This window comes from Paenibacillus sp. FSL H8-0548 (assembly GCF_038630985.1).
GTDB lineage: Bacteria > Bacillota > Bacilli > Paenibacillales > Paenibacillaceae > Pristimantibacillus.
The window spans coordinates 385204-399730 of sequence record NZ_CP152049.1; the positions used below are offsets into that span (position 1 = coordinate 385204).

Here is a 14527-nt window from a genome sequence, read left to right on the forward strand (position 1 = left end):
GAATGAGCTCCAAACCAACGAATATCGCCCTAAGCTAGGCATTCTATTGCAGAAACTGCACTGTACGTGTCGGATCAGGCTAGTAAAGTCGATTACGTTGTACAAACTGCAGCGTAGCATCGGTCTACAGCGCTATTTCATAAATGAATTAATCCAACTAGCACGCCCAACCTAATAACCGCAGAAAGAAAGCTAAAGTAAGCTGACTATATTGCTAAAAAACTAATTTCCGAAAATCTGTCTTTGTTGAATATCCAATTTTCGAAACAAATCTGGTTCTACACGCAGTTGTCAGACGTAGAGGGAATATGCGTTTATTAGGCAGTACATTTAATGTTTAGATAAGCTATAACAAATTACTATTTAATGGGCTTTTCATATATAATAGATTCGTATAACTAAAGAACTAATTTTTCCAATAATGAGGTAGATGAATACGAGAGTCTTACAGGAATCGTTATGCTTAGGGGACTCTCTGATATAGTGCTGCCAAAGAAAATAGGTAGGAGGAAGCTATGAAGCTAAAGCTGGTACATATTATTGCCCTATTAACTGCGCTCTCTGTCTTCTTTATGTATAGAGGAACTCTGGATACGATGGACTATTTCTTCCAGGATCGGTTTATGCAGAAGGAAGGCAGCATAGATACGAGGATTGCTATAATCGCTATTGATGACGAGAGTGTCAATGAATATGGCAGCTGGCCTTGGAATCGCAATGTTCATGCGATGCTTGTCGACACGCTTGCGGAAGGGAAGCCGGCGGTTATTGCATTTGACGTAACGTTCCCTGCTCCTTCGGCAGATGATACCTCATCAGATGAAGCGTTGATCGCCGCAGTGAGAAATGCGGGCAATGTCGTCATGCCGGTATATGGAACCTTTGCTTCCTCTGCCGAGCGGGGGGCGATTGAAGCGATTCAAATGTCTGAGCCTTACCCAGAGCTGAAAGCGGCAGCTGCAACGGTAGGACATATTAACACGATTCCCGATCGTGACCGGGTTGTACGGAATTCCTTGTATAGCTTCATGGATCAGGGAAAGCAAATAGAGAGCTTTTCGTGGGTTGTCTATAAGATGTACAAGGAAAGAATGGGCGAGACCGCAAATGCAGATATGCTACCGCTCGATGACTTTGGGCGCTTCCATATTCCTTATACAGGGCGGCCTTTTCAGTATGAGGCGATTCCGTACTCGGCTGTGCTCAGCGGCGATGTTCCTGCGGACTATTTTGAGGATCGAATTGTTTTAATTGGTCCGTATGCTACAGGGTTTAAGGATGATTATCCGACACCGCTGCAGGTGAAGAGTCCTATGTATGGAGTAGAAATACATGCGAATATTATTCAAGCGCTGCTCGAAGGAAATTTTAAGCATGAGCTTGATTGGAAATGGAATGCGTTTATTCTGCTAATTGCAGCCGCGCTCGCTTACTTCCTGTTCCGAAAGTGGAATATGCTGTTTTCCTTTGTATCGGTTGCCGTGCTTATCGCGGCATTCGTTATTGGAGGCGGTTACCTGTATAGGCAAGGGGTCATTGTCTCTATAGGTTACGTTGTGCCGCTGCTCATTGTTAGCTGTATTGTCGTCGTAGGTTTTCATTATGTGGAGGAGCTGTTTGAAAGGCGAAGAGTAACCGATATTTTTGGGAGATACGTTGCGCCAGAGGTAGTTAACCAAATTTTGAAAAATGGCGAAGAAGGATTGAAGCTTGGCGGAACGCGTCGAGAGTTGACCGTATTGTTTGTCGATATTCGCGGTTTTACGCCTCTCTCAGAGAAGGCAGAGCCGGAGGAAATCGTAGAAATATTAAATGAATATCTCGATCTTGCGGCCAACTGCATCTTTAAATTTGATGGAACGCTGGATAAGTTCATTGGTGATGCGGCTATGGCCATCTTTAACGCACCGCTGCTTCTGGAGGATCATCCTATGCGAGCTGTAGAAGCGGCATGGGCGATGAAGGAAGGTTCGGCTGCGCTGGAGCGCAAGCTGATTGAACGTTTTGGATTTGGTGTGAAGTTTGGTTTGGGGATTCATACAGGCCCTGCTGTTTTCGGCAATATTGGCTCGAAGAGCAGAATGGACTACACCGCCATTGGGGACACGGTCAATACGGCAGCGCGGCTGGAGAGCAATGCGAAGCCAGGGCAGATTATTTTGAGTGATGTGGTTTATCAGGCTGTTAAGAACAGGGTTAAGGTTAATCCGCTGGGTGAAATCAAGGTCAAAGGTAAAGAACAGGGCATTATCATTTATGAATTGGAGGGATTGCAATGAAAACATTAAAGCTGTTTTTGGTGTCTCTGCTCGTAATGGCGCTCATCCTGCCTGCATCGGTTTTTGCGAAGGATACGGATAAGGCGGGGAAGATTACCACTGTTTCCGGTAAAGCTGAAGTGAAGAAGAATGGCGGCTCTAAAAAGTTTAACGCGTTTAAAGGAATGGCTATTACGCAGGGCGATACGATTATAACTGGCAGTGATGGCAAGATTACTCTGGAGCTGGACAGTGATAAAGAGGTGACGATAGGCACCAATACGACACTTGTTGTCAGCCAGCTTGTCAAGAGTGCGAAGGCGCTCGGCGGCAAGACAAGTCTCAGCTTATTGAAGGGGAAAGTGGTCATTTCTATTAAGAAAAAGCTTGATGGCGACTCTAGATTTGAAATCGAAACTCCTACAGCAATTATGGGCGTAATGGGCACTCAGTTTACCGTCCAATATGAGGACGAAGAGAGCTATCTAGGCGTGTTCGAAGGCGCTGTTAAAACTAAGCATGGACAAGGTTTGTCTGACGAAACGATTGTAAATCCGGATGAGCAGCTGCAATTAGATGCATCGGGGACAGGTGAAAAAGAGAAGCTGGATTATCGTGATCTTCCGCTCATTGGCCTAGAGCAGTATGTGCAGCTGCTTGAGCAGAATGCTGCGGCAAACAAAGCACTTATCGAACAGGTCAAGCAATTAATCGAAAAGAAAAAACAAGAGGAAGCAGCGGATGCTTCTACAAATAATGGAGGCCAAAATGCGGACTCTACGATTGTTTATGAGGATAAAACAGGCTCATCCGGTGGCGGCGGAAGTGTAGTGCCTCCAGTGCCAACAGCAACACCAACACCAACAGCAACAGCAACACCGACACCGACACCAACACCAACACCAACACCAACACCAACACCAACACCAACACCAACACCATCAGAAGCGCCGACACCAACACCGGTGCCGCCTGTATTAGACGTATCAGGTTTTTATGCTCAGCCTTATTCGTATATGATTAATGACAAAAAGTTTATTCTGCCGTTTACTACGGAGCTTATGTATAACGGGTCGGAACCTAATATTCCGTCTCAAATTGTAGCATTTGAGATAGACGAGTCTGGGGCCGGAGACTTCGTTGATCGTACCGAGTGGATTGAGGGCGTCGATGTTGTTCCTAATAATGCTGATCAATTAATCATCGAACTCTCAGAAGCTGTACCATACGGGTCAAGTATTCGTATGACAGTTCAAGGCGACCAATTCAAAAATGCTGAGACCAATGATATTCAAGATGAAGCTCAGGTTATCACATTTGTTTTTAAGTACAACTATGACCATCCTCCGCTTGAATTTATTTTCATGGACAGGGATGAACAGCATGCGCAAGAAATAGAATTTCCTAATTTAGGATATAATCTCCCGATAGAATCCGACGGGGGTTATTTTCCGAATATAATTGTCACTAGAGTTTGCTCTGATGATGAAGCGTTTTGTTATCCAATGGAAAGAAATATCCCGAGTGACGCATTAATGTTCAGTATTACATCGTATAATCTTGCAAGTGTGAAGCTTATGCCATCTTATTTTGCCGATGATTATTTAGGTCCCGGAACCTATAAATTAAGTATTTCATTAATTGATGCTAACGCTGAACCAGTTGAAGGCTTTCTGGAAATCGATATTATTGTCTGGGCTAATGCGGCTCCTTGGGCAGACGATTTAAAGCCGGTTTATATGACTGACAAGTCTACAATCGTGCTTCCATTTACGACTGAAATTGTGCTGACTTCAGATGCTATTTCGGAGATTATACATGTAAATGCCTGTAGTTGGGATTTTGGAGAGGGTGAGGAAGGGTCGGAAGGTGAGCAGTGTCTGCCCAAAGCTGTTGACCTTGGGAATACAGTAGTCAATTCGGAAGACCGCACACAGTTGATTGTTAAACTTGTAGATCCCTTAGAATATGGCTCATATGTTGATATCTATGTTAAAGGGGATACAGTATCTAACTTACGCACTAATAATGTACAAATGGAGGATCAAGTATTCTATTTTACCAATGTGGCTGATGCTTCTCCTAGTTATATAGAATTTGAATATATGCCTTCAAATTTCACGGACAAAGAGCTTCTCATTTATACTCAGGGTTATGCTATAGGGGAAGTTAAGATCTCTGAGCATATGTATAACTGTGTTGATGAGGAATGTAATGAAGACCAACCATTACCGAGCGAGGCGTATGAGCTGCTGGGAGTGGGGCCTGTTGTAAAAATGAGACTTAAGGGAGCGTTTTTTAATACATTACAGGGATATCATTACATCAGATTGTCTATTACGGACAATGATGATTCAATAGGTGAACCAATAGATACAATAGAAATATTTGTGGGACCTGGACCAGGCTAATATTTAAAAAAAGAAAGGAGCATTCAAATGAAAAATAAAATTCGGATATTGGCAGTAAGCACGGCACTTGCGACAGCACTAGTGGCACTTAACGGGGCGGCCTATGCAGCGACGGAAAATGTGGCAGCTATAACGGATCAGACGAGTGAAGCCGCGATTGCTAAAGTCATCGAGAAAGTTAGTCAGCCCTGGGGGCTGACTGCTGCGCCGGATGGCGGCATTTATGTGATAGGCTCTGGCAGCAATCAAATCAGCAAGTGGCAGGACGGGAAGCTTACGCCTGTTACAGCACAAACAAAGACGGGATATTTTGACGGGACGACAGCCAACTCTACTTTTAATCAGCCTACTTATTCCGTTGTTAATAGTAAAGGTGTTCTCTATGTCACTGATACGGAAAACCATGTTGTCCGCAGAATTGTGAATGAACGTGTATATACGGCTGCTGGAAATGGCGAAGCGGGAAATGAGAATGGCAAATTCGGCGAGGCGCGCTTTAATGCTCCTATGGGATTAGCAGTTGATGCAAAGGATAATGTATATGTGGCCGATTCGCTCAATAATGTCATTCGGGTAATTACGCCAGAAGGTGTGACGTCTACCTTTGCAGGAGCTGGTAATGGAACCTCCGGCTATAAGGACGGAAGCGCTGATGAAGCTTTGTTTAATGAGCCAACGGGGCTTGTATTCGACGAAAAAGGCGGATTATACGTAGCAGATAGCGGCAATCATTTGATTCGTTATATACACGATGGGAAGGTTACGACGATAGCTGGAAAACCGACGGCTGTTGATGCGCTGACGGGCTATATGGAAGGCGGCTATGTCAATGGAAAGAGCGGTGAGGCGAAGTTCAACCGGCCTCGCGGGCTTGCGTATGCTGATGGTGTATTGTTCGTTGCGGACAGTCTCAATAACCGTATAAGGGCTGTGCGAGCTGACGGGAGTGTTATTACTATAGCAGGTCAAAGCACGGCTGGCGATGCCGTTGGCGAAGTGGAGAAGGCACAATTTAATCAGCCCTCCTCCTTGCTTTATATTTCAGGCAAGCTATATGTTGCGGATACGTTAAACAATACGGTAAAAGTGCTGGCAGTTATACCGGGAGCGCTTAAGCCTGTGGTCACGAAAGAGGATTTAATCGCAGGAACAGAGCTGTTGCCGGCAAGCGCTGAAGTACAGGTTTGGCTAGAGGGCAAGCAGGTTAAGTTCAATGCTGGGCAGAAGCCGTACACAAGCGGAGATAAAACATATCTTTCGGCAAGAGCTGTGTTTGAGGCATGGGGAGCGGAAATAAAGTGGAATGCCGCCTCGAAGGAAGTCTATGTAACGAAGCAAGATTGGAAGCTTACGCTCAAGGCGAATGCGAAAGGGACTATCGTTTTGACGAAAGGAACTCTTTACGTAGATGCGGACTATTTGGCGGATGCAGCTTCACTGTTTCTTGCGCATGATGAGGAATTCAATGCTATTATTATGAGTAGCGAGCTGTAACTGGCTTAGCTCCCTATAATCAGAACGGAGGCTGTGCAATGACCTCAGGAAGCCATTTTCAAAATAATATTGACCGATTCTCTGGATTTGAAAATGATTACGACCAGCATCGACCGAAGGCGCCGACAGCAGTTATTACTATTTTGACAAGCTATCTAGGCAGGACGCCAGATCTCGTTGCGGATGTTGGCTGCGGTACAGGCTTGTCCTCCTATGTCTGGCTTGCTAATGCTAAGCGAATTATTGGATTCGAGCCGAATGATGATATGAGAGGAAAAGCGCTGTCGCTGCTGCCTTCATTGGCCGAGCCAGAACGTATATCCTTCGTCAAGGGTTACTCTGATAAGCTGCCATTGGACGCAGAGAGCGTAGATATTGTTACCTGCTCACAGTCGTTTCATTGGATGGAGCCGGTTAGTACACTGCGAGAATTTGCTCGTGTTCTTCAGCCGGGGGGAGTTTTCGCAGCCTATGACTGCGACTGGCCGCCGACGCTTCATTGGAGTGTGGAGGCTGAATACGAGAAGCTCATTGCTAAGACCGAAGAAATTATTGCCAAGTATATCGCAGAAAAGGATCGAGCGAGTAAGCGTGACAAGGAGCAGCATCTCACGCAAATTCGAAACAGCGGACATTTCCGTTTCTCGAAGGAAATTGTGTTTCATAATTTGGAGCAATGTGATGCAGCTCGCTATATTGGTTTGGCGCTTAGTCAGGGCGGCATACAAGCTGTATTCAAGCTGGGCTCATCGGCACTGGAGCAATCACTGCAAGCCTTCCGAAGCAGTGTGGAACAATATTTTGCAGGTAGAACGCTGGAGGTTATGTTCAGCTACCGTATGAGACTTGGCGTCAAATAGTGTTTTTGTAGAAAATATCGCTTTAGAAGACAAGTCAAAGAAGCAAGTTGCTGACGCCGTACTTAGGCAAAGGCTGCTTGCTTCTTTGTGTTTGTGTCATTGATCATGAGTCGGTAATATCGCTCACATGGCTGCCGTTCTTATTACGTAATAATCAGGTATACGGTGTAGCTAATTGCGGCTGCAATGATTGCGATTGTTGCCGTGGTTGAAAGAATAAGGAAAAACCACTCCCACTTATCTTTTTTAATGCTTCGAATGTCCTTTGCTTCATTTCCCTGCGTCGAAGATGATACTGATTTGTCCTGACGAGGCTTAATGATGGGATCACCCGCTTTCTAAAATGCTATTCTCGGTTTTGTTTATAAACAACCAATATCGTGCTGCGTTGATAGGTGTTGCCGGATGTGGCTGTTTTGATCATGGAGCCGTAGCAAATATTGATGATTTGGTCATCCTGCAGTTCTGCCAAAAATTCATTTGCTCTTTTTTCTGCAAAAACAGTATCCGTATCGATAAACTCTTTAACCTGTATCATGCTTATCTCACCCCCCGTGCCAACTAGACAGACAGGCATTCCGCGAAGTAGCGGAATGCCTTTTCACGTCCACCATAGCACTTGCGAATTGTGAGTGTCAACCAGCATCAGCCCATAACTAAGCGGGATGACAAATAAATCGATCATTTGGCATACAGGTTTAACGAAAGGGGCTCTTTATTAGTAAATATAAAAAGGATGCAAGTTTAATTTATATGTTTTTATTATGTAATGTGTATGTTAGTTATGTCGAAATTTACGTTAAATTGTGTAAGTTAAACTAACATATGTATATCATGAGAAAGCTAGAATTATATTGAAAACAAAAGGTATAACGAGATAGAATGCGTTGTTTCCGTTTTTATGAATGTTTTTCAATTTGTTATGTTATCTAACATGAAATAGACTATGAAACATGAATAGAGAAATACATAACATAGAAGGAGTGGGAAATATGACACAAATGGTGAAAAGCGAGTTTGCAAAAAAGGTTCTTATTCCGCTATTGGTTCTTTCGCTGCTTGCAGCAATGGTTGGAGTACTGGTAAAAACTGATTTTGTTCGGGCGGAAGAGGCACCGCAGCTTCCTAGTTTTGATATTCCGGCCCTTACCTCAGAACATCAGTCATCAAGTCTCCCAAATGTTATCGTTGTCGCAACGGGAGGAACGCTAGCTGGCAAAGCTAGAAATGATGATCCTACCAATTTTCAAAACTACGCGGCAGGCACTTTCTTAATGGCAGATTTGGTTGCTCAGCTCCCGAATAAAGGTAAAATTGCTGATGTGTCTACTTATCAATTTGGCAATAAAGGTTCAGGTGGTTACACGATTAAAGAATTGTATGATCTCTCGCTTGCAGTTGATGCAGCGCTTGAAATTTACGACAGCGCCGTTGTAACGACGGGAACAGATACGATGGAAGAGATTGCTTACTTCCTTGACTTGACGGTTCGCAGTGAAAAACCGGTTGTTGTCACAGGTGCTATGAGGCCTTGGGACGTTATTGGAACAGACGGGCCTGCCAATCTCTATCAAGCGATTAAAGTAGCAGGCAGCGCCAAAACCAAATGGTTTGGTACCGTAGTTATGCTGAATGATACGATTTATGCGGCTCGTGAAGTGACGAAAACAAATGCACACCGCAATGATACATTTGATGCTCCGATGTTTGGTGCACTTGGTTATGTTGATGATCCAGCTGTACGTATTTATCGTGCTCCTGCAAGAGCGCTAAAAGCAGGCACAGCGGAATGGGCATCACCGTTCGACCTTACAACAATCTCCAAGGACAGCTTACCGATGGTAGAAATCGTATATAACTATCAAGAAGCAAGCGGAGGCGCTATTCGTGGATTGGTAGAGGACGGCGCGAAAGGGATTGTAACCGCAGGTACTGGCGCAGGCGGTATTTCATCTAAGCTCGGCGCAGCACGTACAAAGGCGATATCAGAAAATGGTGTTGTATTCGTTTCAACAACAAGAACGGGTTCAGGTTCTGTTTATGATGGTGGAACCGGCAATGTGATTGGCGGAGACAACCTCAACGCTGCTCATGCTCGTATGATGCTGCTGCTTTCACTGGCATTCACAAATGACGTAAGTAAAATTAGAGATTGGTTTACGACTTTCGGTACACAGGATGTAGAAATTTCGGTTGATGCAAATACAGTTTTGAGCACATCTGTAGAAGAGGTGATCGCTGAGCCTGTAGTAATTGAGCCTACCCCTGAAGTTGAAATTCCTGTTGCTACGGATGCTCCTACAGAGCCAGTCACTGTAGAGCCAACGCCTGAAGCAGCACCAGTAACGCCATAATTTTGGGGAGGAGCACGGCTATGACTATACGAAATCATCCATTTACGGCTAAGAAACTTTTCATTCCTCTCCTCATTGCAGCACTTCTCAGCACGATTTTGACTAGCTATGCCAGTCCAGTTCGTGCCGAGGCGGAAGCGCTCGTACTGCCGACCTTCGACATTCCGGCGTTGTCTGAGGAGCATAAGACTTCTCCGCTGCCTAATGTTATCGTGGTAGCAACGGGCGGTACGCTGGCAGGCAAGGCGAGAGATAATGATCCAACCAATTTTCAAAATTACGCAGCAGGCACATTTTTAATGTCTGATTTAGTGAACCAGCTCCCGAATAAAGGAAAAATAGCCGATGTGGCTACCTATCAATTTGGCAACAAAGGTTCAGGCGGTTATACGATGAAAGAACTGTATAATTTATCTCTTGCTGTAGATGCTGCTCTAGAAATTTATGACAGCGCCGTTGTTACAACGGGAACGGACACGATGGAGGAGATTGCTTACTTCCTTGATTTGACGGTTCAGAGTGAGAAGCCGGTAGTGGTCACAGGTGCTATGAGGCCTTGGGACGTTATCGGTACAGATGGTCCAGCCAACCTGTATCAAGCCATTAAGGTTGCGGGTAGCGGCAAGACCAAATGGTTTGGTACGGTCGTTATGCTGAATGATGTTATCCATGCGGCACGCGAGGTAACGAAATCCAACTCGCATCGTATGGATACGTTTGAAACGCCGATGTTCGGTGCACTCGGCTACGTTGATGATCCAGCAGTGCGGATTTATCGGTTAAATGCTAGGGCGTTAAAGGCAGGACGAGCGGACTGGGCAACGCCATTTAACTTGAAGCTGATTTCAAGCGATAAGCTTCCGCTGGTTGAAATTGTTTACAGTTATCAAGAAGCGAGCGGCGGAGCGATTCGTGCGTTGGTTGAGGATGGAGCCAAAGGGATCGTAACTGCAGGGACGGGTGCGGCGGGGATTTCGTCGAAAATGAGTGCAGCACGTACCGCAGCGATCAAGGACCATGGCGTAACGTTTGTATCAACGACAAGAACTGGCTCAGGCACGATTACTGGGGGAGGCAACGGCATTATTGCCGGAGATAACTTAAATGCACAGCATGCTCGCATTATGCTTATGCTGTCCTTGGCTTTCTCGGATGATTTCAACCAGCTCAAAAGCTGGTTCGAAACGGTAGGAACTCAGGATATTTCAATCGATGCAGGGGAAACTCCTGTAACACCAACGCCAACACCGACGACTCCTTCGACAGGAAATGGCGGCTCAGGCGGATCGAATGTTGGTCAGGTGACGATCGGGGCTGGCAGTTCTGGCACTTTGGGGTTGGATGACAGTATCACGGTATCTATACCTGCCGGGGCTACGAAGGAGCAGATGCAGCTTTCCATTGCAAAGCTGACGGGCACAGCTGGGATTGTAGATTCCTCCAGTCAGCTGGTATCGTCGATTTTTGAAATACTGAAGACGGTCTCGGATAATTTCTTAATTCCAGCGACACTGACCTTTAAGTTTGATACCACGCTTGTTAAAGAGGGTCAAACGGCATCCGTATTCTACTACGATGAGGCGAAGAAGCAGTGGGTTGAAATGGGTGGCACAGTAAAAGGTGACCAAATTACGGTAGACACCGATCATTTCACTAAATTCGCCGTGTTTGCAGTAGATAAGGAAGATGAAGCAGCGGCTTCGTTTACGGACATTGCAGGACACTGGGCAGAGGCTGCGATTAAAGAAGCAGTAGCTGCCGGTATTGTGAAAGGTTATGTTGACGGCACATTTAAACCGAACCAAACGGTTACACGTGCAGAATTTTCCGTGATGCTGATGGGTGCATTGAAAGCGGAGGGCGAAGGCGCAGCGCTTACCTTTACCGATCAGGCAAAAATTGCAGCATGGGCTAAGGAGGCTGTTGCTCTGGCTGTCAAAGCAGAAATTATTGGCGGGTATCCAGACGGCAGCTTCCGGCCAAGCGATAATATTTTGCGAATGGAAATGGTATCAATGATTGCGAAGGGAGCGGGACTGACCTTAGAGTCTGATGCCGCAACAAGCTTCGCTGATGACAAGGACATTCCTGCTTGGGCGAAAAGCGCAGTCAAGGCTGTTAGCGACAAAGGTATTATTCAAGGCCGCACAGGCAATGTTTTTGCTCCAAAAGCTACAGCTTCGAGAGCGGATGCGATCACCGTTATTATGAATATGCTCGAAAAAAGCGAATAAATAGTTAGCTGCCATAAAGGCGGCTCCAAGAGGTCTGCTGAGACCTTGAGGGGCCGTCTTTTTTTGAAATATAGGAAAGTGTAAGTTTCACCTTGTCGCTTGTAATATTTGCTGGATAGGACTATTTAAAACATTCTGATATGGTTTATGATAGAATCGGTATTCATCATACCTAGCAATAGATGAATTGGAGCTTGCTTAAGGAGGTAGTGAAGTGTCACCGAGAAATGTGGAGAAAGATACACTCATGCGCGAGAAACGTATGCAGCACATCCTTGATTGTGCGCTAAGAGTCATGGCCGTTAACGGGTTTCAGTTAACGAGCATACAGGATATTGCAAGTGAAGCGAATGTCAGCGTCGGCAATGTCTATCACTATTTTTCATCAAAGGAAGAAATTTTTAGCGAGGTTTTGCGGACGGGACAGACGAGCTACGGTAAATATGTTTCAGAGATTGCGGCGATGGATGTAGATCCGGTTACCAAGCTGAGGGTCATCATGTCCTTTTGGCTGTCGATGCGTACGAATTGGGCATTTACGATATTGATGCATACGGCCAGATTGTCGGAATCGACCCCGCCGGACATAAAAAAAGCAATTACCGATCGCTTTACCGCCAACTTGAATCCAGTAGCGGCTATTATGCAGGAGGGCATTGAGCGAGGAGTCATTATAGATGAGGACCCTGTGCAGCTAGCCTTCTATTTTGTGAGTTTAATTCAAGGCTTGACGCTGCAGCGCCCGCCTGATTATGAGGTTCCTGTTGATATGAACGTCGATGCTATGATTCGTCTATTTGTAGTGAAGGAAAATCATAAATCCAGCTCGAAAAAAATGTTGACAAAACATGGTCCGTACTGCAAAATAAGCAACATAACAAACCGAATACTGATTCGACTTGTGAAAGCCGATAATAAATGGACTGATCGACCAGACGACTGGAGATTTAACGTTCGTGTTGAATAGCGTTAAGTCTTTTTATTTTAGCATAAAACCAAGTAAACGGGTATGAATAATACATTTAGTAGGAGAGGGGCTTTTCCAATGGCTGCAGAAATGCTCGTTGTTCATGAGCTTAACAAAACGTTCCCGGCACCATCCGGCGATGTTATCGCATTAAGCCGGATTGGACTTCAGGTGAAGCAGGGAGAATTCATTACGATTATTGGACCGAGCGGCTGCGGCAAAAGTACACTTCTCAAAATTGTGGCCGGACTTGATACGCGTTATGAAGGAACGGTGCTGCTGAACGGAAAACCAATTGACGGACCCAGCATTGAGAAAGGGTTTATTTTTCAAGAGCCCCGGCTGTTTCCTTGGCTTACGGTGGAGAAGAACATTGCGGCGAACCTGTCGCTGCGCAAGCCCGAGGTGCGGAGGCGCGTAGATGAGCTAATTGAGCTCGTTCGATTGAAAGGCTTCGAGCAATCGTACCCGCGCGAGCTGTCAGGCGGTATGGCACAGCGTGTAGCTATAGCAAGGGCATTGCTTCGCAGTCCTGATATTTTGCTGCTTGATGAACCATTTGGCGCACTGGATGCTTTCACTAGATCGCATATGCAAGAGGTGCTGCTCGATATTTGGCAGAAAAATCGTACGACGATGCTGTTCGTAACGCATGACTTGGATGAGGCGGTATTTTTGGGAGATCGAGTCGTAATTATGAATCCGCGTCCGGGACATATTCGAAGTATTTTGCCGATTGATTTGCCTTATCCGAGGAAGAGATCAGGAATCGCATTTCAGGAGCTGCGCCATAAGGTGCTGGGTGAATTTGAAAAGGTCGAAGGGCCATCTATTGATGAGGGTGCGGGTATCTAATAAGTAGGTTTTATCACATTGAAAAAATAGGGAGCGATTAACGATGAAGAAGCAATTACGTTGGCTTTCAGCAGCAATTATTATACTGGCGGTGTTTATAAGCGGATGCGCAGCCAAAGACAACAAGGAAAGCGGCAATGCTAAGGACGGGGCTGACAAGTACAAGGATTTGACTGTTACTATTGGTTATCAGGGCAGTGGCGGTTTGTTTGGCAAAGCGATTGAGGAAAAATGGTTTGAAGAGGAATTTGATAAGCTGGGCGTAAAAGTGGAATTTGCTGAATTCCAAAGTGGACCGCCTATGACGGAAGCGATGGCTTCCAATCGACTTGATTTCGCTGGACTTGGCAATATGCCGATTATTGCTGCTCAAGCAGCGGATATTAAGTTCACTGTCATTTCTCAAGCGCTTGAAGGTAAAAACAATGTCGCGATCATTGTACCAAAGGATAGCGATATTCAAACCGTAGCTGATTTGAAGGGCAAGAAGGTATCTGTTGCGAAAGGCAGCAACGCTTACAATTTTCTGTATCGCGGTTTGGAGTCAGCGGGCCTGAAATCGACGGATTTAGAAATTATTCCACTGCAGCCTGATGAGGCTCAGCCGGCATTCGAATCCGGTAAAATTGACGCGTGGGCTACTTGGGACCCGAATATCACGCTTAATACATTGCAGGATAAAGCTAGAGTACTTGCCGATGGCGAGCAGCTAGGTGTATTGTCTCCATCGTACTACATCGCTAGAAAGCAATTCGCTGATGATTATCCAGAACTTGTAACGTTATACCTGAAGGTGCTGGATAAAGCATTAACGTGGGAAAATGACAACTGGGATGAAGCGATTGAACGTTATGCGGCAGAACGCAATGTTCCGGCTGCAATCATCGAGGCGATCTTCAAACGCTCGAAATCTATCAGCATTCCGGTGACGGATGAGATCATTGCTGAGCAGCAAAAAACGGCCGACTTCCAATTTGAAATTAAATCGATCCGCAAAAAAATAGACGTATCTGAGGTTTTTGACAACAGCTTTATCGAAGAGGCGTTGAAGTAAACGGTCAGAAATGATGAAGAAATGAGGCGTTTGTTATGCA

The 14527-nt window shown here is 45.4% G+C and carries 10 protein-coding genes; 9 read left to right on the forward strand and 1 reads right to left on the reverse strand.

Features of this window, described 5'->3' with window-relative positions:
• Window positions 1-515: 515 nt before the first annotated feature.
• The 4 genes from MHI37_RS01780 to MHI37_RS01795 are packed head-to-tail and all read left to right on the forward strand — an operon-like array spanning window position 516 to window position 7023.
• Window positions 516-2279 carry an adenylate/guanylate cyclase domain-containing protein gene (locus MHI37_RS01780; RefSeq protein ID WP_076338834.1) on the forward strand — a complete coding sequence of 588 codons (1764 nt, stop codon included), beginning with the start codon at window positions 516-518 and terminating at the stop codon, window positions 2277-2279.
• Window positions 2276-4669 carry a FecR family protein gene (locus MHI37_RS01785; protein ID WP_083676465.1) on the forward strand — a complete coding sequence of 798 codons (2394 nt, stop codon included), beginning with the start codon at window positions 2276-2278 and terminating at the stop codon, window positions 4667-4669. The genes MHI37_RS01780 and MHI37_RS01785 overlap by 4 nt, the downstream gene beginning before the upstream one ends.
• A 27-nt stretch (window positions 4670-4696) precedes the next feature.
• On the forward strand, window positions 4697-6163 hold the full coding sequence (locus MHI37_RS01790; RefSeq protein ID WP_076338833.1) for a stalk domain-containing protein: 1467 nt from the start codon (window positions 4697-4699) through the stop codon (window positions 6161-6163).
• A gap of 38 nt (window positions 6164-6201) precedes the next feature.
• Window positions 6202-7023: a class I SAM-dependent methyltransferase gene (locus tag MHI37_RS01795; protein ID WP_076338832.1), complete on the forward strand. Its 822-nt coding sequence runs from the start codon at window positions 6202-6204 to the stop codon at window positions 7021-7023.
• A gap of 346 nt (window positions 7024-7369) precedes the next feature.
• Here the strand turns inward: MHI37_RS01795 and MHI37_RS01800 are convergent, their stop codons facing one another.
• Complete coding sequence (locus MHI37_RS01800; protein WP_076338831.1) at window positions 7370-7561, reverse strand: sporulation protein Cse60; 192 nt, start codon at window positions 7559-7561, stop codon at window positions 7370-7372.
• A gap of 454 nt (window positions 7562-8015) precedes the next feature.
• Between MHI37_RS01800 and MHI37_RS01805 the strand changes: the two genes are divergently transcribed.
• The 5 genes from MHI37_RS01805 to MHI37_RS01825 all read left to right on the forward strand — a co-directional run bounded on the left by MHI37_RS01805 (window position 8016) and on the right by MHI37_RS01825 (window position 14487).
• Complete coding sequence (locus tag MHI37_RS01805; RefSeq protein ID WP_076338830.1) at window positions 8016-9377, forward strand: asparaginase; 1362 nt, start codon at window positions 8016-8018, stop codon at window positions 9375-9377.
• 20 nt (window positions 9378-9397) lie between these two features.
• Window positions 9398-11611: an asparaginase domain-containing protein gene (locus tag MHI37_RS01810; protein ID WP_076338829.1), complete on the forward strand. Its 2214-nt coding sequence runs from the start codon at window positions 9398-9400 to the stop codon at window positions 11609-11611.
• A gap of 214 nt (window positions 11612-11825) precedes the next feature.
• Window positions 11826-12578 carry a TetR/AcrR family transcriptional regulator gene (locus MHI37_RS01815; protein ID WP_076338828.1) on the forward strand — a complete coding sequence of 251 codons (753 nt, stop codon included), beginning with the start codon at window positions 11826-11828 and terminating at the stop codon, window positions 12576-12578.
• Window positions 12579-12656: 78 nt separating this feature from the next.
• Entirely contained in the window at window positions 12657-13433 is a 777-nt protein-coding gene (locus MHI37_RS01820) for an ABC transporter ATP-binding protein (protein WP_076338827.1), read from the forward strand.
• 43 nt (window positions 13434-13476) lie between these two features.
• A complete protein-coding gene (locus tag MHI37_RS01825) occupies window positions 13477-14487 on the forward strand; it encodes an aliphatic sulfonate ABC transporter substrate-binding protein (protein WP_076338826.1) in 1011 nt (336 codons plus the stop codon).
• The last annotated feature ends 40 nt before the right edge of the window (window positions 14488-14527 follow it).